Origin of the sequence: Micromonospora sp. SD12 (assembly GCF_052068495.1) — a bacterium.
In the GTDB taxonomy this organism is placed as follows: Bacteria; Actinomycetota; Actinomycetes; order Mycobacteriales; family Micromonosporaceae; genus Micromonospora; species Micromonospora echinofusca.
In genome coordinates, this window is the sequence record NZ_JBQHDF010000021.1 from 14330 (window position 1) to 34106 (window position 19777).

19 protein-coding genes are annotated in these 19777 nt (G+C 73.6%); 14 read left to right on the plus strand and 5 right to left on the minus strand.

Annotated features, from left to right (window positions below):
* Positions 1-121 precede the first annotated feature (121 nt).
* From ACTMS2_RS26225 to ACTMS2_RS26260, 8 genes are all read left to right on the plus strand, one after another.
* Positions 122-2107, plus strand: a complete 1986-nt coding sequence (locus ACTMS2_RS26225) for a TIGR03960 family B12-binding radical SAM protein (protein ID WP_441177800.1) — start codon at positions 122-124, stop codon at positions 2105-2107.
* Positions 2108-2271: 164 nt separating this feature from the next.
* Positions 2272-3006 carry a TIGR03936 family radical SAM-associated protein gene (locus tag ACTMS2_RS26230; RefSeq protein WP_441177801.1) on the plus strand — a complete coding sequence of 245 codons (735 nt, stop codon included), beginning with the start codon at positions 2272-2274 and terminating at the stop codon, positions 3004-3006.
* A gap of 131 nt (positions 3007-3137) precedes the next feature.
* On the plus strand, positions 3138-6311 hold the full coding sequence (locus tag ACTMS2_RS26235; protein WP_441177802.1) for an Rne/Rng family ribonuclease: 3174 nt from the start codon (positions 3138-3140) through the stop codon (positions 6309-6311).
* A 118-nt stretch (positions 6312-6429) separates the two neighbouring features.
* Positions 6430-6942, plus strand: coding sequence for a hypothetical protein (locus ACTMS2_RS26240; RefSeq protein WP_441177803.1), 513 nt, complete (start codon positions 6430-6432; stop codon positions 6940-6942).
* Between the two features lie 165 nt (positions 6943-7107).
* Positions 7108-7422 (plus strand): 50S ribosomal protein L21, encoded by a 315-nt coding sequence (gene rplU / locus ACTMS2_RS26245; protein WP_088975625.1) that lies wholly within the window; start codon positions 7108-7110, stop codon positions 7420-7422.
* 11 nt (positions 7423-7433) lie between these two features.
* On the plus strand, positions 7434-7688 hold the full coding sequence (rpmA, locus tag ACTMS2_RS26250; protein ID WP_013288010.1) for a 50S ribosomal protein L27: 255 nt from the start codon (positions 7434-7436) through the stop codon (positions 7686-7688).
* A 91-nt stretch (positions 7689-7779) separates the two neighbouring features.
* Positions 7780-9348, plus strand: coding sequence for a GTPase ObgE (obgE, locus tag ACTMS2_RS26255; protein ID WP_441177804.1), 1569 nt, complete (start codon positions 7780-7782; stop codon positions 9346-9348).
* A gap of 123 nt (positions 9349-9471) precedes the next feature.
* Positions 9472-9921, plus strand: a complete 450-nt coding sequence (locus ACTMS2_RS26260) for a GNAT family N-acetyltransferase (protein ID WP_088998859.1) — start codon at positions 9472-9474, stop codon at positions 9919-9921.
* Between the two features lie 12 nt (positions 9922-9933).
* Here ACTMS2_RS26260 and ACTMS2_RS26265 read toward each other — a convergent pair whose 3' ends face one another.
* Entirely contained in the window at positions 9934-10593 is a 660-nt protein-coding gene (locus ACTMS2_RS26265; protein ID WP_441177805.1) for a DUF6766 family protein, read from the minus strand.
* Positions 10594-10670: 77 nt separating this feature from the next.
* On the minus strand, positions 10671-11150 hold the full coding sequence (locus tag ACTMS2_RS26270; RefSeq protein ID WP_441177806.1) for a DUF4383 domain-containing protein: 480 nt from the start codon (positions 11148-11150) through the stop codon (positions 10671-10673).
* Positions 11151-11410: 260 nt separating this feature from the next.
* On the opposite strand from ACTMS2_RS26270, the gene ACTMS2_RS26275 reads away from it, so the two are divergent.
* The 3 genes from ACTMS2_RS26275 to ACTMS2_RS26285 are packed head-to-tail and all read left to right on the plus strand — an operon-like array spanning position 11411 to position 13354.
* Complete coding sequence (locus ACTMS2_RS26275; RefSeq protein ID WP_441177807.1) at positions 11411-12190, plus strand: hypothetical protein; 780 nt, start codon at positions 11411-11413, stop codon at positions 12188-12190.
* A 31-nt stretch (positions 12191-12221) separates the two neighbouring features.
* The gene (locus ACTMS2_RS26280) at positions 12222-12674 is read left to right on the plus strand and encodes a phage holin family protein (RefSeq protein WP_088998863.1); all 453 of its coding nucleotides are present in this window, start codon (positions 12222-12224) and stop codon (positions 12672-12674) included.
* Complete coding sequence (locus ACTMS2_RS26285) at positions 12671-13354, plus strand: DUF3618 domain-containing protein (protein WP_441177808.1); 684 nt, start codon at positions 12671-12673, stop codon at positions 13352-13354. Before ACTMS2_RS26280 ends, ACTMS2_RS26285 begins: the two co-directional genes overlap by 4 nt.
* Before the next feature lie 112 nt (positions 13355-13466).
* Here ACTMS2_RS26285 and ACTMS2_RS26290 read toward each other — a convergent pair whose 3' ends face one another.
* Together ACTMS2_RS26290 and ACTMS2_RS26295 are read right to left on the minus strand one after the other, a co-directional pair.
* Complete coding sequence (locus ACTMS2_RS26290; RefSeq protein ID WP_441177809.1) at positions 13467-14564, minus strand: glycosyltransferase; 1098 nt, start codon at positions 14562-14564, stop codon at positions 13467-13469.
* Entirely contained in the window at positions 14561-15298 is a 738-nt protein-coding gene (locus ACTMS2_RS26295) for a class I SAM-dependent DNA methyltransferase (RefSeq protein WP_441177810.1), read from the minus strand. Before ACTMS2_RS26295 ends, ACTMS2_RS26290 begins: the two co-directional genes overlap by 4 nt.
* A gap of 144 nt (positions 15299-15442) precedes the next feature.
* Between ACTMS2_RS26295 and ACTMS2_RS26300 the strand changes: the two genes are divergently transcribed.
* Both ACTMS2_RS26300 and ACTMS2_RS26305 read left to right on the plus strand, forming a co-directional pair.
* The gene (locus ACTMS2_RS26300) at positions 15443-16078 is read left to right on the plus strand and encodes an SRPBCC family protein (RefSeq protein ID WP_441177811.1); all 636 of its coding nucleotides are present in this window, start codon (positions 15443-15445) and stop codon (positions 16076-16078) included.
* Positions 16075-17247, plus strand: a complete 1173-nt coding sequence (locus ACTMS2_RS26305; RefSeq protein WP_441177812.1) for a zinc-dependent alcohol dehydrogenase — start codon at positions 16075-16077, stop codon at positions 17245-17247. The genes ACTMS2_RS26300 and ACTMS2_RS26305 overlap by 4 nt, the downstream gene beginning before the upstream one ends.
* A gap of 114 nt (positions 17248-17361) precedes the next feature.
* On the opposite strand, the gene ACTMS2_RS26310 is transcribed toward ACTMS2_RS26305, so the two are convergent.
* Entirely contained in the window at positions 17362-18609 is a 1248-nt protein-coding gene (locus tag ACTMS2_RS26310) for a cytochrome P450 (protein WP_441177813.1), read from the minus strand.
* A 408-nt stretch (positions 18610-19017) separates the two neighbouring features.
* On the opposite strand from ACTMS2_RS26310, the gene ACTMS2_RS26315 reads away from it, so the two are divergent.
* A complete protein-coding gene (locus tag ACTMS2_RS26315; protein ID WP_441177814.1) occupies positions 19018-19410 on the plus strand; it encodes a hypothetical protein in 393 nt (130 codons plus the stop codon).
* Positions 19411-19777 lie beyond the last annotated feature (367 nt).

Here is a 19777-nt window from a genome sequence, read left to right on the forward strand (position 1 = left end):
CCGCCGTCGCCGGCACCGCACGGGGCCGGGCGGACGTGTCGCGGGGCCGCCGCGCCGTCGCGGCGCGCGACGCCCGGCGTGCGCGCGGTCGCCGCCACCGGGCCGCGTACCCTTGGGCATCATGAGCGTCCCGTCCACCACGCCGCGCCCCGCCGCGGCCAATTCGATCTGGCCCCGGCTGGAGCCGCTGCTGCCCCAGGTGACCAAGCCCATCCAGTACGTCGGTGGCGAGTTGGGTGCGGTGGTCAAGGACTGGGACGCGGCGGCCGTGCGCTGGGCGTTGATGTACCCCGACGCCTACGAGGTCGGCCTGCCCAACCAGGGCGTGCAGATCCTCTACGAGGTGCTCAACGAGCTGCCCGACGTGCTCGCCGAGCGGACGTACGCGGTCTGGCCGGACCTGGAGAAGCTGATGCGCGCGCACGGCGTGCCGCAGTTCACCGTCGACGCGCACCGCTCGGTACGCGACTTCGACGTCTTCGGTGTCTCCTTCTCCACCGAGCTGGGCTACACGAACCTGCTCACCGCGATCGACCTGGCCGGCATCCCGCTGCTCGCCGCCGACCGCACCGACGCCGACCCGGTGATCGTGGCCGGCGGCCACGCCGCGTTCAACCCGGAGCCGATCGCCGACTTCGTCGACGCCGCCGTGCTCGGCGACGGCGAGGAGGCGGTCCTGGAGATCACCGGGATCGTGCGGGAGTGGAAGGCCGAGGGCTCCCCCGGCGGGCGCGACGAGCTGCTGCTGCGCCTGGCCCGCACCGAGAGCGTCTACGTGCCGCGCTTCTACGACGTGGACTACCTCCCCGACGGCCGCATCCAGCGGGTCGTGCCGAACCGGGCGGACGTGCCGTTCCGGGTGCACAAGCGCACGACGATGGACCTGGACGCCTGGCCGTACCCGAAGAAGCCCCTGGTGCCGCTCGCGGAGACCGTGCACGAGCGGTACGCGGTAGAGATCTTCCGGGGCTGCACGCGGGGCTGCCGGTTCTGCCAGGCCGGCATGATCACCCGGCCGGTGCGGGAGCGCTCGATCACCACCGTCGGGCAGATGGTGCGCGAGGGGCTGGAGTTCTCCGGCTTCCACGAGGTGGGCCTGCTGTCGCTGTCGTCGGCCGACCACTCCGAGATCGGCGACATGTGCTCGGGCCTGGCCCAGCAGTACGAGGGCACCAACGTCTCGCTCTCGCTGCCGTCGACCCGGGTGGACGCGTTCAACATCGACCTCGCGCAGGAGCTGTCCCGCAACGGCCGGCGTACCGGCCTGACCTTCGCCCCCGAGGGCGGGTCGGAGCGGATCCGCAAGGTCATCAACAAGATGGTGTCGAAGGAAGACCTGATCCGCACCGTCGTCACCGCGTACACGAACGGCTGGCGGCAGGTGAAGCTGTACTTCATGTGCGGCCTGCCCACCGAGACCGACGAAGACGTCCTCGAGATCGCGGACATGGCCCACGAGGTGATCCGGGCCGGCCGGGCCGCCACCGGCTCGAAGGACATCCGCTGCACGGTCTCCATCGGCGGGTTCGTGCCGAAGCCGCACACCCCGTTCCAGTGGGCGCCGATGGAGCGGCCGGAGGTCATCGACGGCCGGCTCAGGATGCTCAAGCAGGCGATCAACGCGGACCGTTCGCTCGGCCGGGCGATCGGCTTCCGTTACCACGACGGCGAGCCGTCGCTGATCGAGGGCCTGCTCAGCCGGGGTGACCGCCGCGTCGGCGCGGTGATCCGCCGGGTCTGGGAGGACGGCGGCCGGTTCGACGGCTGGAGCGAGCACTTCTCCTACCAGCGCTGGGTGACCGCGGCGACCGAGGTGCTGCCCGCCTTCGGGGTCGACCTCGACTGGTACACCACCCGGCAGCGCGACGAGCTGGAGGTCCTGCCCTGGGACCACCTGGACTCGGGCCTGGACAAGGACTGGCTCTGGCAGGACTGGCAGGACTCGCTCAGCGAGTACGAGCAGGACGACTGCCGGTGGACGCCGTGCTTCGACTGCGGCGTCTGCCCGTCGATGGACACCGAGATCCAGATCGGCCCGACGGGGAAGAAGCTGCTCCCGCTGACCCCGGTCAACGGCCTGAAGCTGCCCACCCCCGCCCAGCCCTGACCCGGACCCCCACCCACCCCCGGGCCCCCATTGCGTCGATCATGAGGTTGTCGCCACGCGACGGCGTGTCGCCGGCGACAACTTCATGATCAACGAGCACTGACCGGACGAGGAGCACGACGATCAGCAGGAAACCACAGCCAGAGGGCGGTCAGGCACCCGTCGTGCAGCGGGTCCGCATCCGGTACGCCAAGCGCGGCCCGCTGCGCTTCACCTCGCACCGGGACTTCGCCCGCGCGTTCGAGCGGGCGCTGCGCCGGGCGGGCGTGCCGATCGCCTTCTCCCAGGGCTTCACCCCGCACCCCAAGATCTCGTACGCCAGCGCGGCCCCGACGGGCGTGGCGAGCGAGGCCGAGTACCTGGAGATCGGCCTGCGTGAGCAGGTCGACCCGGCGGAGCTGCGCGCCGCGCTGGACGCCGCCCTCTCGCCGGGGCTCGACGTGCTCGACGCGGTCGTGGCCACGGGGGGAAGTCTTGCCGACCGGATCGAGGCGTCGCACTGGCGCATCGAGTTGCCCGAGGTCGACCCGGCCGTCCTGCAACGGGCGGTTGCCGCCTTCACGGCCGCCGAAGAGGTGCTGGTCGAGCGGATGACCAAGCAGGGCCGACGCACCTTCGACGCCCGCGCGGCGGTGATCCGCATCGATGTCGTGACGTCGCCGGAGACGCCTTCCGGGGCCCCGGCCGTACCGTGTGCGATACTCGAACTGGTCGTGCGGCAGGTCACCCCCTCCGTGCGGCCCGATGACGTCCTTTCCGGCCTCCGCGTGGTGGCCGACCTGGAGCCGCCGGTCTCGCCGAGGGTGATCCGGCTGGCACAGGGCACGCTGACCGCGCAGGATGCGATCGCGGATCCGTTGGACGCGGACCGCGACGGGGCAACCATCGGTGAACGCTGACCGTCGGTCAGCGTTCAGGTAGGCAGACTTCGGCGGTCGCGCACCGTGCGCGCCCGGCGGAAACACTTTTGCGGCGACCCTGCGTGGCAGCGCTCACCCGCGCCCGGGGCAGCCAGAACTGGAGAACGTCCATGCTCGAGAACGAGCCCGAGGGCGGCGAACGGACCGGTTCACAGCCGGCCGGCGAGACCGCTGACGCCAGCACCGTCGAGACCGCCACCGGGGCGGGGAACGCCCCCGCGGCGGAGCACGCTGCCGGAGCGGCGAGCGCCGCTGACGGCGGGAACGCCCCCGCGGCGGAGAACGCCGGCACCGTCCAGGGCGGCACCGGCGAGGGCGAGCAGGCCCCGGCCGCGCCGGTACGACGGCGTACCACCCGGCGGCGGGCCGCGCCGCTGAACCAGCCGGAGCAGACCGAGGCGCCCGTCGAGGCGTCCACGGCGTCCGTGTCGGGCAGCGGCGAGGCGCCGCAGGCCGAGGTGTTCGCCCCCGTCTCCGGCGACCTCGACGCCGCCCCGAAGGCGACGCGCCGCCGCCGCAAGGCCACCACCGCGAAGGCCGCCGAGGACCCCGCCGCGCAGGCCCCGGAGGCCGCCGCGCAGGCACCCGAGGCCGCCACCCAGCCCGCCGAGGCCACCGGGGAGGCGCCGGTCGCAGCCGACCAGGCGCCCGCCGAGCCGGTCACGCCGCCGGTCAAGGCGACGCGTACCCGTCGGAAGAAGGCCGCCCCCGCCGCGGCCGAGCCGGCCGCCGAGACCCCGACCGAGGTCGCCGGCGCCGCCCCCGCCGGGGCCGTGGAGCAGCCGCCCGTCGGGGTCGAGCCGGAGGCCGGCACCGGATTCGGCGCCGCCGCCCCGCCCGTCGCGGTCAGCGGCGCCGAGAGCCGTTCCGGCGAGGTTCCGCCGGGCGTCGCGGTCACCGCGCCCGCCGAGGAGGAGGAGCCGACCGAGGAGGTCGAGCCGGTCATCGAGCCGGAGCCGGAGCCCGAGCCGCGCACCCGCCGCCGGCGGGCCGCGCTCTCCGCGCCCACCGTGCTCTTCATGGCCCCGCAGCCGGAGGACGTCCCGGTCGCCCGGGTCGTCGCGCCGGCGCCGGAGCCGGAGCCGGAGGAGCAGCCCGTCGCCGAGGAGCCGGTCGAGCCGGCGCGCCGCCGCCGACGTGGCCGCCGCGACGCCGAGGTGGTCGAGGCCGTCGAGCTCGAGGAGCCGGTGGAGGAGGCCGAGGAGGCCGCCGAGGACGAGGACGAGGACGACGAGAGCGCCGCGGCCCGCCGCCGGCGCCGGCGTGGCCGCCGTGGCCGTGGCCGGGGCAAGGGCGGCGCGGACGACGCCGAGGACGAGGAGTCCGAGGAGGCCGCGCAGGCCGAGGCGGAGGAGACCGAGGGCGACGAGGACGAGGACGCCGAGGGCGGCGACGCGCTGACCCGCCGCCGGCGCCGTCGCCGCCGCCGGGGTGCCGGCGACGTCGAGGCGGGCGCCGACGACGGCGTGCCGACCGTCGTCAAGATCCGCGAGCCGCGCAAAACCGTCGACGAGGTGCAGGGCGTCTCCGGCTCCACCCGCCTGGAGGCCAAGCGCCAGCGCCGCCGCGACGGCCGCGAGCAGCGCCGTACCCGGCCGCCGATCCTCAGCGAGTCGGAGTTCCTGGCCCGGCGGGAGGCCGTCGACCGGGTGATGGCGGTACGCCAGCGCGGCGACCGTACCCAGATCGCCGTCCTGGAGGACGGGGTGCTCGTCGAGCACTACGTCACCCGCAACTCCTCCGGCACCATGGCCGGCAACGTCTACCTCGGCAAGGTGCAGAACGTCCTGCCCAGCATGGAGGCGGCCTTCGTCGACATCGGGCGCGGCCGCAACGCCGTCCTGTACGCCGGCGAGGTCAACTGGGACACCACCGGCCTGGAGGGGCGGGCCCGCTCGATCGAGCAGGCGCTGCGCTCCGGCGACTCGGTGCTGGTGCAGGTCACCAAGGACCCGATCGGTCACAAGGGCGCGCGGCTGACCAGCCACATCGCGCTCTCCGGCCGGCACCTGGTCTACGTGCCCCACGGCAACGCCTCCGGCATCAGCCGCAAGCTGCCCGACACCGAGCGCAAGCGGCTGCGCGACGTGCTGAAGAAGCTGGTGCCGGACGGCGCGGGCGTGATCGTCCGGACGGCCGCCGAGGGCGCCAGCGAGGACGAGCTGGCGCGCGACGTCAAGCGGCTCCAGGCGCAGTGGGAGGACATCCAGGCCAAGGCGACCGAGGGCGGCGCCCCGGTGCTGCTCTACGAGGAGCCGGACCTGGTCATCCGGGTCGTCCGGGACCTGTTCAACGAGGACTTCCGCGAGCTGGTGATCGAGGGCGAGCAGTCGTACGACATCGTCGAGTCGTACCTGTCGCACGTCTCGCCCGACCTGGTCGCCCGGCTGCGCCGGCACGTCGGCACCGCCGACGTCTTCGCCGAGTACCGCATCGACGAGCAGATCATCAAGGGGCTGGACCGCAAGGTCTTCCTCCCCTCGGGCGGTTCGCTGGTGATCGACCGGACCGAGGCGATGACGGTCATCGACGTCAACACCGGCAAGTACACCGGCTCCGGGGGCAACCTGGAGGAGACGGTCACCCGCAACAACCTGGAGGCGGCCGAGGAGATCGTCCGCCAGCTCCGGCTGCGCGACCTCGGCGGCATCGTGGTGATCGACTTCATCGACATGGTGCTGGAGTCCAACCGTGAGCTGGTGCTGCGCCGGCTGACCGAGTGCCTGGGCCGGGACCGCACCAAGCACCAGGTCACCGAGATCACCTCGCTCGGGCTGGTGCAGATGACCCGCAAGCGGATCGGCGCGGGCCTGCTGGAGGCGTTCAGCGAGACCTGCGAGTGCTGCAAGGGCCGGGGCCTGATCATCCACACCGAGCCGGTGCCGGAGAAGCCGCGCTCCGGCGGTGGCGGCGCGGGGGAGAAGGTCAAGGCGGTCGCCTCCGCCGTGACCGCCCCGGCGGCGGAGCCGGCCGCCGGAACCTCCCGGCGCCGGGCGCGCAAGGGCGCGCCGGCCGAGCGCACCGTGGCGGAGGTCACCGAGACCGTCGCCGACGCCGCCCCGGACACCGAGTACCACGACACCATGGGCTACGACCTGTCCCGCTACGAGGCGGACACCACCGCCGCCGGCGAGGCCGTCGACAGCCAGACGGGCGAGTCGGCCCGGCTCGCCGCCCCGGACGACCCGGACGCGCTCTCCGACGCCGACGGCGACGAGTCGGAGGGCGGTGCCGGCCGGCGCCGGTCCCGCCGCAGCGGCGCGCGGCGGCGTACCCGGCCGTGACCGGCTGAGCGGTCCGACGTGTGACAGGGCCCCGTCCCCGGCGATGTCCGGCGGGCGGGGCCCTGTCGTATGGTCGATCCCCGGCCACGAACGGCCGCCTGCGGTCAGGAGAAGAACGATGCGCCGTCTGCTCGCCGTCACCGCGCTCACCGCTGTCCTGCTCGCCGGCCCCGGGTGCGCGGCCGAGCGGCCGGAGCGGGCCGCCCCGCCCGGCGGCACCCCGACGGGCCCGGCGACGGGCGGGCCCGCCGGCGGCGCGACGACGGGCGCCCGCCCCGGCGCCGGCAGCGGGGCGGCGGGCGGCAACGCGCCCGAGGTGTGTGCCGCGGCACAGCGGGCCGGCGAGACGGCCGTGCGGACGTACGTCGAGGAACTCGGCAAGATGGTCGCGGCGGTCGGGGCGGACGACGCGGCGGCGGCCCGGACCGCCCGGGACCGCATCTCCACCGCGCTGACCGACTGGCGGGGCACGCTGCGGCGCGAGTCGACCCGGGCCGAGGATCCGCAGCTCAAGACGCTGCTCGCGGACATGGCGGCAGAGGTCGGCACGCTGGGCACCGACGTCGACTCGATCGACGAGACCGAGCTCGACCGGCTCCGGCAGCGCCTCGACCAGCTCTGCGCCCGCTGACCGGCGGGCCCGGTTTGGGCGTCGGCCCTCCGATGGCGTACGCTGACCTGCGGCGCACTTTGGTGTGCCGAGTTCTCGCGTGCCCGCGCCGCCGTGCCTCTGCTACCCGGCGAGCCGCCGCGGGAACACCCGCCAGCAGCCTCAACGACAGGGAGTCCGCCTCCGATGTACGCGATCGTCAAGACCGGCGGCAAGCAGTACAAGGTCGCCGAGGGCGACGTGATCGAGGTCGAGAAGCTCGTCGGTGCCCCCGGCGACGCGGTGAAGCTCACCGCGGTGCTCCTCGTCGACGGTGACGACCTGGTGACCGACGCGGCGAAGCTTGCCAAGGTCGCGGTGTCCGGCGAGATCGCCGCGCACACCAAGGGCCCGAAGATCCGGATCCACAAGTTCAAGAACAAGACCGGCTACCACAAGCGCCAGGGTCACCGCCAGCCGTTGACCCAGGTCAAGGTGACCGGCATCTCCAGCGGGAAGTAGGTCGTCCTCACATGGCTCACAAAAAGGGTGCGTCCAGCTCGCGCAACGGCCGTGACTCCGCGGCCCAGCGGCTCGGCGTGAAGCGCTTCGGTGGTCAGGTCGTCAGCGCGGGTGAGATCCTCATCCGGCAGCGTGGCACCAAGTTCCACCCCGGTGACCTGGTCGGCCGCGGCGGAGACGACACGCTCTTCGCGCTGGCCGCCGGTTCGGTCCAGTTCGGCACCAAGCGCGGTCGCAAGACCGTCAGCATCGTGCCGCAGCAGTAGTTCGAAGGCGTTGCGGGCCGCGGACCTCGTGTCCCGGCCCGCTTTGCTTTTTTCGTGCGGGGCGTGACCCCCGCTGGAAGGATTGACGTCCGTGGCGACGTTCGTTGACCGGGTCGTCCTGCACCTGCAGGCCGGCGATGGGGGGCACGGTTGTGCCTCGATCCACCGGGAGAAGTTCAAGCCGTTCGGCGGCCCCGACGGCGGCAACGGCGGGCACGGCGGCAGCGTGTCCCTGGTGGTCGACCCGCAGGTGACGACGCTGCTGGACTTCCACTTCCGCCCGCACGTGAAGGCCGAGAACGGCAAGGGTGGCGCCGGGTCGAACCGGGACGGCGCGAACGGCCGCAACCTCGTGCTCAAGGTGCCGAACGGCACCGTGGTGCAGGCCCCCGACGGCACGGTCCTGGCCGACATGGTCGGCGCGGGCACGACGTTCGAGGTGGCCCGGGGCGGGCGCGGCGGCCGGGGCAACGCGTCGCTGGCCAACGCCCGGCGCAAGGCCCCCGGCTTCGCCGAGCTGGGCGAGCCCGGCGAGCAGCTCGACGTGGTGCTGGAGCTCAAGAGCGTCGCCGACGTCGGGCTGGTGGGCTTCCCGTCGGCCGGCAAGTCGTCGCTGATCTCGGTGATCTCCGCCGCCAAGCCGAAGATCGCCGACTACCCCTTCACCACCCTGGTGCCCAACCTGGGCGTGGTCCGGCTGGACAACCACACCTTCACCGTCGCCGACGTGCCCGGCCTGATCCCCGGCGCGGCCACCGGAAAGGGCCTCGGCCTGGAGTTCCTGCGGCACATCGAGCGCTGCGCGGTGCTGGTGCACGTCATCGACACCGCCACGATGGAGCCCGGCCGGGACCCCGTCGCCGACATCGACACCATCGAGGCCGAGCTGACCGAGTACGGGGGCCTGGCCGACCGCCCCCGCCTCGTGGCGCTCAACAAGATCGACGTGCCGGACGGCCGGGACCTGGCCGAGATCGTCCGCCCCGACCTGGAGGCGCGCGGCTTCCAGGTGTTCGAGGTCTCCGCGGCGACGCGCGAGGGGCTCAAGGAACTCATGTACGCCATGGCGGAGCTGGTGGAGCAGGGCCGCCGTGCCGCGCCGCCGGCCGAGGCGACCCGGATCGTGATCCGGCCCCGGGCCGTCGACGACGCCGGCTTCACCATCGAGGCCGCGCCGGACGGCGCCTGGGTCGTGCGCGGTGTCCGTCCCGAGCGGTGGGTGCGGCAGACGAACTTCGACAACGACGAGGCCGTCGGCTACCTGGCCGACCGGCTGGCCCGGCTGGGCGTCGAGGAGAAGCTCGGCAAGGCCGGCGCGGAGCCGGGCGACCTGGTCCGCATCGGCGAGCGCGAGTTCGACTGGCAGCCCACCCTCTACGCGGGCGCCGACTTCATCCCCGGCAACCGGGGCACCGACGTCCGGCTGGAGGAGAAGTCCACCCGGGCCTCGGCCGCCGAGCGGCTGGCGGCCCGCAAGGCCCGCCGGCAGCGCCCGGAGGACGAGGTCGAGGGCACCGACGCCGACCTCTCGGACGACGTCGATCCGTCGGACGGCTTCGACGAGGCCGGGCCGGCCCGGGAGGCCGGTCCGTCCGACGGGCCCGGTCCTTCCCCCACGCTCGACCCGTCCCGCAGCGCGGCGGCGGGCGACGCCGAATAGCCCGCCCGGCGGGTGATGCCGAATAGCCCGCCCCGGCGGGTGATGCCGAATGGCTCGTCGCGCTCCGTGAGCGGGTCGACTGCCGGAAACCTGCCGGAAATCCCCGCCACCTAACGTGGCCTGATGCTGATCGAGTCACGTCCCGCCACCGACCCGGAGATCGACGCCCTGGTCACCGCCCAGCAGCGCGAGCTGCGGGTGGCCGACGGCGGGCTGGACGGCCAGGCGACCGTCACCCACGACGACATCCGCTACCTGGCGGTGGTCGCCGACGGGCGGGCGGTCGCCTGCGGCGGGATCCAGGGGATCGACGCCGGCACCGGCGAGGTGAAACGGATGTACGTCCGCCCGGCGTACCGGGGGCGGGGCATCGCCCGGCAGTTGCTGACCGCGTTGGAGGAACTGGCCTTTCAACAGGGGTACGGGGTGGTGCGCCTGGAGACGGGCACGTACCTGCCGGCCGCCATCGCGCTCTACACCTCCAGCGGGTACGAGCCGATCCCGGTCTACGGCGAGTACGTCGGCAACCCGTACAGCGTCTGCTTCGCCAAGCGGCTGCGCGTGCCGGCCTGACGGTGCCGGCCGTCAGTCGCCGGTGTGTGCGTGTGCGGCGGTGACCGGCTTCGACTCCGGCGACGCGTGCTGACGCAGGAAGATGCTCAGCACGATCAGCGTGCCGACCGCGAGGAACTCGCTCTGCCAGTTCTGCATCGACTGGAACCAGAACTCGCTCGTGCCGAGGAAGTCCCACGCGCCGATGGGCGGCGCCCCGCTCTGCAACGCCTGCTGCTCGTTGTACTCGGCGGTGCCGCCGAACAGGTGGCCGACGAACGAGCCGGCGAAGATCAGCAGCAGCGCGAGGGAGAGGCTGTTGCGGTAGACGACCAGCGGCAGCCCGCCGGAGCGTACGGGCCAGGGGGAGCCCGCGGTGGCCCGCCGCTCGTCGTCCTCGGGGCGGTCGGTCTGCCCCACCGGCTTCGACTCCGCCGAGCCGCGCTGCACCAGGTAGGCGGTGAGCAGGACGTAGCCGCCCATCTGGAGGAACTCCGACTCCCAGTTCTCGAAGACCGACTCCATGAAGTGCCCGCTGCCCAGGTACGCCGCCCAACTGGTCGGGGCGGCCCCGAACTCGGCCAGCTCCTCGTTGTGCGTCTGCCACCCGAACACGCTCTGCAGCACCAGGAAGACGAGGAACGCGCCGAACATCGCCACCGTCAGGGCGTTGTCACGCAGCCACTTCGGCATGAGGGCCTCCTCATCGACGGACCTCCGACATCCGTGCCCGCAGGTCACGGCAGGCAAACGCCGCGCCCGGCGGGTCGTCAGGGGCGGTCGAAGGGGGCGTCCGGCCGGGTGCCCGTGCCGACCTGGTTGGAGAGCAGCAGCCCGAGGGCGAGCATGCCGAAACCGAGGACCAGGTGCAGCCAGTTGTCGGCGTCGTTGACCGGGATAAAGTTCGCCGCGCTCTCCCGGTCGATTGCGAAGCCGTACAGCCACAGGCCGAGGTAGAGGGCGCCGCCGCCGGCGAGGAAGACCCGGGCCCCGGCGACGCTGCGCGCCATCAGCAGGCCGGCCAGCCCGAAGCCGAGGTGCAGGGCGTTGTGCAGGATCGACACCTGGAACAGGTCGAGCAGCCGGGCCTCGGAGTGGTGGCCGGCGAACGTCATGTCGCCGTAGCCGGTGGTGATGCCGGGGATGAATCCGAGCACTCCGATCAGGGCGAAGATCCCGGCCGCGGCCACGGCGGCGAGCTGCACCCGCTGCTTCGGGGCCCGCGCTGCGCCGCGTGCGTACCGTGCCATCGATTCACCTCCGTGGACCCGCGGAACGCCCTGCCCGCGGCGCCGGCTGGGGAGGGGTGATCGCCACTGTGTGCGACGGAGTCGCCACCCGATCCGGCGATCCTCCATTTTGTAGCGGCCCGGTGCGGGCGCGCAGGGAAAGTCACGAACGAGGTATGGAACCGGCGACGCAGGGTAGGTCAAGAGATGCGATGGCAGAAACGGCCGGCGCAATCCCCCCAGCACAGACCCGCGAAGACTTTCCGAGCGGAAGGGAAATCATGACCTACGATCTGTCACCCACGACTTCCACGTACGGGCAGGAGTCGACCAACGGCAGCGGCGTCCGCGAGCAGGCCCGTCAGGTCGGCTCGGAGGCCAAGCAGGCCGGTGGCGCCGTCGCCGAGACCGCCAAGGAGCAGGGCAAGGAGGTCGTCGGCGAGGCGAAGCGCCAGGCGCGCAACCTCTACGGCGAGGCTCGCAGCCAGCTCGCCAGCCAGACCGGTGAGCAGCAGCGACGGGCCGCCGGCGGGCTCCGCTCGCTGGCCGACGAGATGCGCTCGATGGCCGACCAGGGTGGCCAGGCCGGCCCGGTGAGCGAGATCGCCCGGCAGGCCGCCGACCGGGTGCACGGCGTGGCCGGCTGGCTGGAGCAGCGTGAGCCCGGCGACATCATCGCCGAGGTGCGTTCCTACGCGCGCCGCAACCCGGGCACCTTCCTGGTCGGCGCCGCCGTGCTGGGTGTGCTCGCCGGCCGACTGACCAAGAACATCTCCGCTGCCGGTGACGACCAGGGCGGCAACGGCTACTCCGCGTACAACTCGGGTGCCGGCTACGACCCGGAGCGGACCGCGGTCATCCCGACCCCGCCGGCCCCGCGCGCGGTGCCGGACGCCGTGCCGCCGGGCGGCTACCTCGACCCGACCCCGGGCGCGTACGCCGACCCGCAGACCACCACCAGCTACGCCGACCCCGCCGGTGGCGTGGGTCAGCCGCTGCCGCCGGTGACCCAGACCGACCCGCTGCCGGGCGTGCCCTCGACCGGGACCCCGCGTCCGTGAGCCTACGAATCACCCGAAGGGAGGCGGCGGCATGAGCATGCCGACGCAGGGGGCGGGGCTGGACTCCGGCTACCACCCCCACGACGCGGACGAGGTCAGGGGCAGCTCGATCGGTGAGCTGATGCGCCAGGTCACCAGCGACCTGTCCACCCTGATGCGGCAGGAGGTCGAGCTGGCCAAGGCCGAGATCCGCCAGGAGGGCAAGAAGGCGGGCAAGACCGCCGGCTTCTTCGGCGGCGCCGGCTTCGGCGGCTACATGGTGGCCCTCTTCCTCTCGCTGGCCCTCTGGGCCGGGCTGTCCAACGTGATGGACGCCGGCTGGGCGGCGCTGATCGTGGCCGTCATCTGGGGTGCGATCGCCGCGGTCCTCTACTCCAAGGCCAAGAAGAGCGCCGAGCACATCCGCGGCCTCAAGCAGACCAACGACAGCGTGCAGCGCATCCCCGACGCGCTCAAGCCCCACCCGCAGGAGGTCACCCGATGAGCACCGACCCGGACCAGATCCGCCGGGAGATCGAAGCCACCCGGAACAACCTGAGCTCCGACGTGGACGCGCTGGCGTACAAGGTCAGCCCCGCCCGCATCGTCGACGACCGCAAGCAGCGGGCCCGCAACGCACTGCAGAATGTGAGGGACAAGGTGATGGGAACCGCTTCCGACCTGGGTCACAGCACCAAGCACGGCGCCCACGCGGTGGGCGACCACGCCTCCTCGACCGCCTCCACGGTCAGCGACAAGGCCCACTCGGCGGCCTCGACGGTGAGCGACAAGGCCCACTCGGCGGCCTCGACGGTGAGCGACGCCGCGCAGCGCGCCCCGCACGTCATCCGGCAGAAGTCCGAGGGCAACCCGCTGGCCGCCGGCCTGATCGCCTTCGGCGTCGGCTGGCTCGCCTCCTCGCTGATCCCGGCCACCAGCCGCGAGCAGCAGATGGCGTCGCAGGTCAAGGAGAAGGCCGGCGAGCACGCCGGGGTCGTGAAGGAGAAGCTGGGCGAGGTCGCCACCGAACTGAAGGAGGAGCTGCGCGAGCCGGCGCAGCACGCCACCGAGTCGGTCCGGTCCACCGCCCAGGACGCGGTGCACGCCGTCAAGGACGACACCCGTTCCGCCGCGCACGACGTGAAGGACCATGCGCAGCAGTCCCGCGAACAGGTGCGGTACTGACCAGCCCGGTCACCGTACGCCGCAGCTCGCGGCCACTCCCGGAGCACCGTCCGGAGAGTGGCCGCGAGCTGTCGTGTGCGTCCCGGGCGCGTACCGGCGCGAGCACGGGGACTCAGCGCAGGTGGCGGCGGAGGGTGCGTTCGAAGTGGGCGGCGCGGCGCACCCGGCCACCGGCGTAGCGGACCCCGCCGAGGAGCAGGCGCCGGCCGACGGCGAGCCAGCCGCACACGCCGCGCTCCAGCACCCAGAGCGGCGCCGCCAGGGCGGTCGCCGGCGGGAAGACGGCGGTGCCCCCGCCCCGGCGCCGGCCCGCCTCGGCGAGCGCCACCGTGGTCGCGGCCGCACCGAGCAGCAGCCCCGGCCGCCGGTTCGCGACCGCCGCCGCCAGCGCCGGCAGGACCGCGAGCGAGGTGACCAGGCGGGCCGGCTGGGCCAGGTCGTCGTACGCCTGGCGGACCCGCTGGCCCAGGAAGTGGGTGGTGTCGGGCGGCAGCCGGCGTACGTGCAGCCAGGCGGGCGCGGCCTCGGTGCCCCCGTACGCGCGCACCGTGCGGATCAGCTCCAGGTTCTCGAAGAGCACGTCCGGGTCGTACCCGCCCATGGCGAGAAAGGTGCTCCGGCGTACCGCCAGGGTGCCGGGGTAGTCGGCGCCGAGCGCCCGGTTGAGCAGCGTGCGCCCGGTGTCCCACCACGCGTGCCAGGGCAGCGGGTCGAAGTAGTTCTGCGGCCGGACCAGGTCCACCCGGTCGAGCAGCCGGTGCACGACGCGCAGCCCCGCCTCGTCGTACCGGACGTCGTCGTCGGCGATCACCACGTGCTCGTGGCGGGCCGCGCCGACGCCGGTGAGCACCCCGGTGACCTTGCCGTTGACGCCGCGCAGGGCGGGATCCGGCCGCAGGTGCCGGACCAGCCCCCGCCAGGCCCGTGCGTGCCGGTCGAACACCTCCGGCGGCGACCCGTCGACCACGGTCACGTCGACCAGGTCGTTCAGCCGCCGCAGGTAGCCGGTCAGTTCGGCCAGCCCGGCGTCGTCGGTCCAGCGCAGCGGCAGCACGTACGCCATGGGGAGCCGGCACCGCTCGGCGCCCGGCGGGGCCGTGCCGCCGCCGAAGGCGGTCGTGCCGCCGTGGTCAGGTGCGACGCCGCGGTCCTCGGCCGTGTCGCCGCCGTCCCCCGGCGCGGCGCCGGGCGGGCGGGCCGGCGCGCTCACGCCGGTTCCGGTCGGCGGTACACGGAGACGTGCTCGCGGCTGTGGTCGGTGAACGGGCGGCCGGACCAGTCCTCCCAGCGGTGCTCGCGGCGCAGCCCGGCCAGCTCGGCCATCAGGTCCAGCTCCGCCGGCCAGGCGTAGCGGTGGTTCGCCGGCAGCAGGTGCACCCCGCCGTTGGTGAGCCGGACCTTCGTGGTGGTCATCCGCTGCTCGACGGGGTGCAGCAGGGCCGCCTCCAGCAGCACCACGTCCTCCGTCACCCGCACCGGGCGCAGCGCCCCGCCGGCGCGGAAGGCGCCCGGGTCGGGCACCCACGCCTCGACGACGAACCGGCCGCCGGGACGAAGATGGGCGGCGGCGTTGCGGAAGCAGGCCACCTGGGCGGCCTGGTCCGGCAGCGCGAAGATCGTGTTGAACGCGAGCACCACCAGGGCGTACTCGCCGGGCACGCGGGTCCCGGCGAAGTCGCCGACGGCCACCTCGACCGCGTCCCCGCCTGGTTTGGCGCGCAGCCCGGCGGCCATCTCCGGGGAACCCTCGACACCGGCGACGGTCAGCCCCCGGGCGGCCAGCGGCAGGGCCAGCCGGCCGGTGCCGATGCCGAACTCGCACACCGGGCCGCCGTCGGCCAGCTCGGCGAGCCGCTCCACCGCCGCGTCCGGCGTCAGGTGCGCGTACGTCTCGTCGTAGACGTCCGCGGCGTGCCGGCCGTACTCGCTGGCGTCGAAGGACACGGTGCCTCCCGGTGACGGTGGGTGCCCGCAGCAGGTGCCCGGTTATCGGGCGGCCAAACCGATGTGTCGTTTCGGCCGGTTGCTCCCGGGTAGCGCAACCGGTGCGGGTGTTCCATTCCCGGGCGCCCGGGTGGAGGAGACGTGATGACCAGCAACGGAACGAGGTGGGTGCTGCTCGGCGCCACCACCGTGGCCGTGGCCGGCGTCGGCCGGGCGGTGGCCCGTCGACGGCACCGGCACCAGCCCGAGCGCCGCGACGGCTGGTACGTGGTGCGGCGCGGCGTGACGATCGACCGGCCGGCGGCGGCGGTGATCGGCTTCTGGACCGACCGGGAGCGGATGGACCGGGCTCTGGCCGGGTGGGCGACCCTGGAGCAGCTCGACGACGACCGGTGGCGCTGCGTGGCGCGGGACCCCGCGGGCGGGGGGACCGAGTGGCGGGCGGAGCTCACCGTCGAGGGACCCGGGCGGCTGCGCTGGCGGGTCACCGACGGACCCGAGCAGGAGGGCACGGTGTGGCTGACGCCCGCGCCCCGGGACCGGGGCACGGAGGTCCGCGCCGAGCTGCGGTGGCGCTCGGGGCCGCTGCGCCGGGCGTTCGGGCTGTTCGGCGGCGACGACCCGGACCAGGGGCTGCGCGACACGCTGCGCCGGGTGAAGGCGCTGGTGGAGTGCGGCCAGGTGATCGACACCCGGCGCGACCCGTCGGGGCGTGGACCGGCCCAGGAGAAGGCGACCGACAAGCTCCGCGACAGGCTGACGACGGGAGGACGGGCGTGAGGGCGCTCTGCTGGGAAGGCGTCGGCAAGCTGGCCGTACGCGACGTGCCGGAGCCGCGCATCCGTGCCGAGGGCGACGTCATCGTCAAGGTCGGGGCGAGCAGCGTCTGCGGCTCCGACCTGCACCTGATCAACGGTTTCCTGCCGGCGATGCGGGAGGGCGACGTCCTGGGCCACGAGTTCATGGGCGAGGTCGTGGAGACCGGCCCGGGCGTACGACGGCTGCGCGTCGGCGACCGCGTGGTGGTCGGCTCGGTGGTGGCCTGCGGGGGCTGCTGGTACTGCCGCACCGAGCAGTACTCGCTGTGCGACAACTCCAACCCGCAGCCGGTCTTCACCGAGAAGCTCTGGGGCCACTCGCCGGCCGGCATCCTCGGCTACTCGCACGCCGCCGGTGGCTACTCCGGCAGCCACGCCGAGTACGTCCGCGTGCCCTTCGGCGACGTCGGGGCGTTCCAGGTGCCCGACGGGGTGCCCGACGACTCGGTCGTGTTCGCCTCCGACGCGATGCCCACCGGCTGGATGGCCGCCGACTTCTGCGCGCTGAAGGGCGGCGAGGTGGTCGCGGTCTGGGGAGCGGGCGGGGTCGGACAGATGGCCGCCCGCTCGGCGCAACTCCTCGGCGCCGAGCGGGTGATCATGATCGACCGGCTGCCGGAGCGGCTCGCCACGGCCGCCGACCGGCTCGGCGTCGAGACGGTCAACTACGCCGAGACCGACGTGCTGGAGGCGCTGCGGGAGATGACCGCCGGCCGGGGGCCGGACGCGTGCATCGAGGCCGTCGGCATGGAGTCGCACGACGTCGGCCCGGCGTACGCGTACGACAAGGCGAAGCAGACCGCCCGGTTGCAGACCGACCGCCCCACCTCCGTACGACAGGCGATCATGGCCTGCCGCAAGGGCGGGACGGTGAGCATCGTCGGCGTCTACGCCGGCCTGGTGGACAAGTTCCCGCTCGGCGCGGCGATGAACAAGGCGCTGGTGCTGCGGATGGGGCAGATGCACGCCCAGCGTTACATCCCGATGCTGCTGGACCGGATCGCGGCCGGCGAGATCGATCCCGGCTACCTGGCCACCCACCCGATGCCGCTGGAGCAGGGCGCGCGGGGCTACGAGATGTTCGAGAAGAAGGAGGACGGCTGCCTGCGTACCGTCCTGCACCCGGCCTGAGCGGCCGCGACCGCACCGCCCCGGGAGGCCGGCCAGGCCACCCGGGGCGGTGCCGCGTCCGGACCCTGCGGCGGACGTCGCCGATCTCGTCCCGGCGGACGTCGGCGGTGTCGTTCAGGCCGTGCGGCGGACGTTGGTGATCAGGAACCCGCTCGGCGGGAGCGCCGGCATCGAGCGCAGGCTCAGCGCCAGGTTCTGCGGTGGTACGTCGTACCGCATCGTCGTGGTCAGGTTGGTCACCGCCCGCTTCATCAGCTCGATCGCGATCCACTCGCCGGCGCAGCGGTGCCCGGTCAGGTGCTCGCCGCCGCCCTGCGGGACGAGGGCGAACGGGTCGCCCCGCCAGCCCGTGAAGCGCTCCGGCAGGAAGCGCTCCGGTTCCGGCCAGATCGCCGGGTGGTGGTTGGTGCCGTACAGGTCGAGCAGCACCCGCCGGCCCCGCGGGAAGTGGTAGCCCTGCCAGTCGAACGAGCGGCGCACCCGGGCGGCGGCCACCGGGAAGAAGGGGTAGTAGCGCCGTACCTCCTGCACGAAGCTCCCGGTGGCCTCGTCGCTCTCGCGGGCCCGCTGCCGCCAGGCCGGGTGGTCGTGCAGGGCCAGCGCGGCGAAGACGACGAAACGGTCGACGGCGACCGTGGGCCGCAGCACGTTGAGCAGTTCGACGGCCGCGATCCGGCGGGGGAGCAGCCGTCCCCGGGTGTCCCGGTGCTCGGCGATCACCCGCAGCGCGCTGCCCTCGGGGGCCGGCAGCGTGCCGGCGCGCTCGCGTTCGACGACCTGGCCGATCCAACGTTCGCCCTGGCGGCGGCCCCACAGGCCGCGCCAGTGCGAGGGGCCGAGCGCCGCAGGCCCCTCGATCATCGCGTGCAGCTCGGCGGTACGCCGGTGCACCTCGGAGCCGGCCAGCGGCACGCCCGCCCAGGCGCAGACCGTACGGGTCAGCATCCGGCCGATCTCGTCGTAGAGCACCACCGGCCCGCCCGCCTCCCACGCCGGGACGCGGGCCCGCCACTCGTCGTCGAAGAGTTGCCCGAGGTGCCGGATCGCGGCCGGCGTCATGATCGACATGAACATGGCCTTGCGGTCGGCGTGTTCCGCACCGTCGAGGCCCTGCACGCCGCCTCGGCCGGTCAGGGTGCGCTGTGCCCGCTTCGGCATCGCGCCCGCCCGGACGAAGCGTTCGGGGTCGTAGAACAGCTCCGCCGCCGGCCGGCCGCGCAGGCAGATGGTGGGTTCCAGCAGCAGCCGGGCCTGGAAGATGTCGGTGCCGTGGCGGTCGCAGCGCCGGCCGACGAAGCGGTAGCCGTCGCGCAGGAACGCCAACGAGCTGTCCGGGCTGCGCTCTGTCGGGATGGTGGCCATCGGGCCTCCTGACCGGGGTGCCGGGTGTCCTTACCTCTGCGTCTACCCAGGCCGGCGTGCCTGAACCCCGCCGCCCGGTCGACCACCACGACGTGGCTCGGGGCCGCCCGGGTCGCCGCCCGCCGGGCCTGGGCCGCCGGGTCGCCGCCCGCTGAACCTGCCGCCCGGTCGCCGCCCTCGGCGGGACCCGCGTCGCCCGGCTGGCCGTCCGTGTCGGACGGCGGAGCCGGGTGGGAGGGGCCAGCGGATGCCACGTCTGCTGGCCCCTCCCAGGGACGCGGAGAGCTGGTTTCCTCGGGGGAGCGGTCCGGCCGGGCCGCTGGCGGCAGGTCGGCGGCGACCCGTCGGGACGGACCACCGGCGGTCCACCGAGGGCGGGGCCGCCCACGATCGTCACGGGGAGGACGCATGCGCGACAACAGGCCCGCGTACTGGGGACAGCGGCAGGTGCGGGAGGCGCTGGGCACTGCCCGGGATGTCGCCGGCACGTCGTTGATCACGGCCGCGCGCCGGCCGGCCCGGCCCGGGCGGTTCTTCACGGTGCACCTCGGCTTCACCGCCCCCGATCTGGCGTCGGCCCGGGAGCTGGCCGTCGGCTACGCGGAGGCGTTGAGCGTGCTCCGACCGGAGGTGGCCCTGGGCGCGTCGGCGCTGTCCCCGGCCGAGGCGTGGCAGCAGGCCGAGCGGTTGTTCTGCGGCGCTTCCGGCCCGGACGGCGAGCGCTGCGCCGACGTCGCCAACCACCCCGGTTTTCACCACGCCCCGGGGCCGGGCGGGCTCGGCTGGGGCGACGGCGATTAACGCGTCGATCGACCCCCGGCTCGGCCCGGTCGCGCCACTGCGGTGCGATTCGCGCGACGCACGGAAATAGCTTCTGTGGGAATCGCGCGGATGGTTCTTCCGGACGGGAACCGCTTCCTGAGGAACTGATCTCAAATCTCGTTTCGGAGCAACCTCTTCGGCTGCGCCCGTTTTGTGGCTGTTTATCGGTCCAATCCGCACCGCTGTCGGTGCCGAAAGGTCGTCCCCAATCACCAATGCCGGAAGTACCTCGTTTGTTCAGCGAGGCATCCGCGCCAGGTAACGGGGAGGTTAACTCCCCTCTGGACGGACACATCCGATCCGGCGAGTTCGGGGGAATCGCACATGCACGTGATGCTGGCCTGGT

Excerpts from the sequence above, each read along its gene's own strand:
- ACTMS2_RS26225 (WP_441177800.1), top strand. The coding sequence starts at position 122 with ATGAGCGTCCCGTCCACCACGCCGCGCCCCGCCGCGGCCAATTCGATC.
- ACTMS2_RS26235 (WP_441177802.1), top strand. The coding sequence starts at position 3,138 with ATGCTCGAGAACGAGCCCGAGGGCGGCGAACGGACCGGTTCACAGCCG.
- ACTMS2_RS26240 (WP_441177803.1), top strand. The coding sequence starts at position 6,430 with ATGCGCCGTCTGCTCGCCGTCACCGCGCTCACCGCTGTCCTGCTCGCC.
- rplU (WP_088975625.1), top strand. The coding sequence starts at position 7,108 with ATGTACGCGATCGTCAAGACCGGCGGCAAGCAGTACAAGGTCGCCGAG.
- rpmA (WP_013288010.1), top strand. The coding sequence starts at position 7,434 with ATGGCTCACAAAAAGGGTGCGTCCAGCTCGCGCAACGGCCGTGACTCC.
- ACTMS2_RS26260 (WP_088998859.1), top strand. The coding sequence starts at position 9,472 with ATGCTGATCGAGTCACGTCCCGCCACCGACCCGGAGATCGACGCCCTG.
- ACTMS2_RS26265 (WP_441177805.1), bottom strand. The coding sequence starts at position 10,593 with ATGCCGAAGTGGCTGCGTGACAACGCCCTGACGGTGGCGATGTTCGGC.
- ACTMS2_RS26270 (WP_441177806.1), bottom strand. The coding sequence starts at position 11,150 with ATGGCACGGTACGCACGCGGCGCAGCGCGGGCCCCGAAGCAGCGGGTG.
- ACTMS2_RS26275 (WP_441177807.1), top strand. The coding sequence starts at position 11,411 with ATGACCTACGATCTGTCACCCACGACTTCCACGTACGGGCAGGAGTCG.
- ACTMS2_RS26280 (WP_088998863.1), top strand. The coding sequence starts at position 12,222 with ATGAGCATGCCGACGCAGGGGGCGGGGCTGGACTCCGGCTACCACCCC.
- ACTMS2_RS26285 (WP_441177808.1), top strand. The coding sequence starts at position 12,671 with ATGAGCACCGACCCGGACCAGATCCGCCGGGAGATCGAAGCCACCCGG.
- ACTMS2_RS26300 (WP_441177811.1), top strand. The coding sequence starts at position 15,443 with ATGACCAGCAACGGAACGAGGTGGGTGCTGCTCGGCGCCACCACCGTG.
- ACTMS2_RS26310 (WP_441177813.1), bottom strand. The coding sequence starts at position 18,609 with ATGGCCACCATCCCGACAGAGCGCAGCCCGGACAGCTCGTTGGCGTTC.
- ACTMS2_RS26315 (WP_441177814.1), top strand. The coding sequence starts at position 19,018 with ATGCGCGACAACAGGCCCGCGTACTGGGGACAGCGGCAGGTGCGGGAG.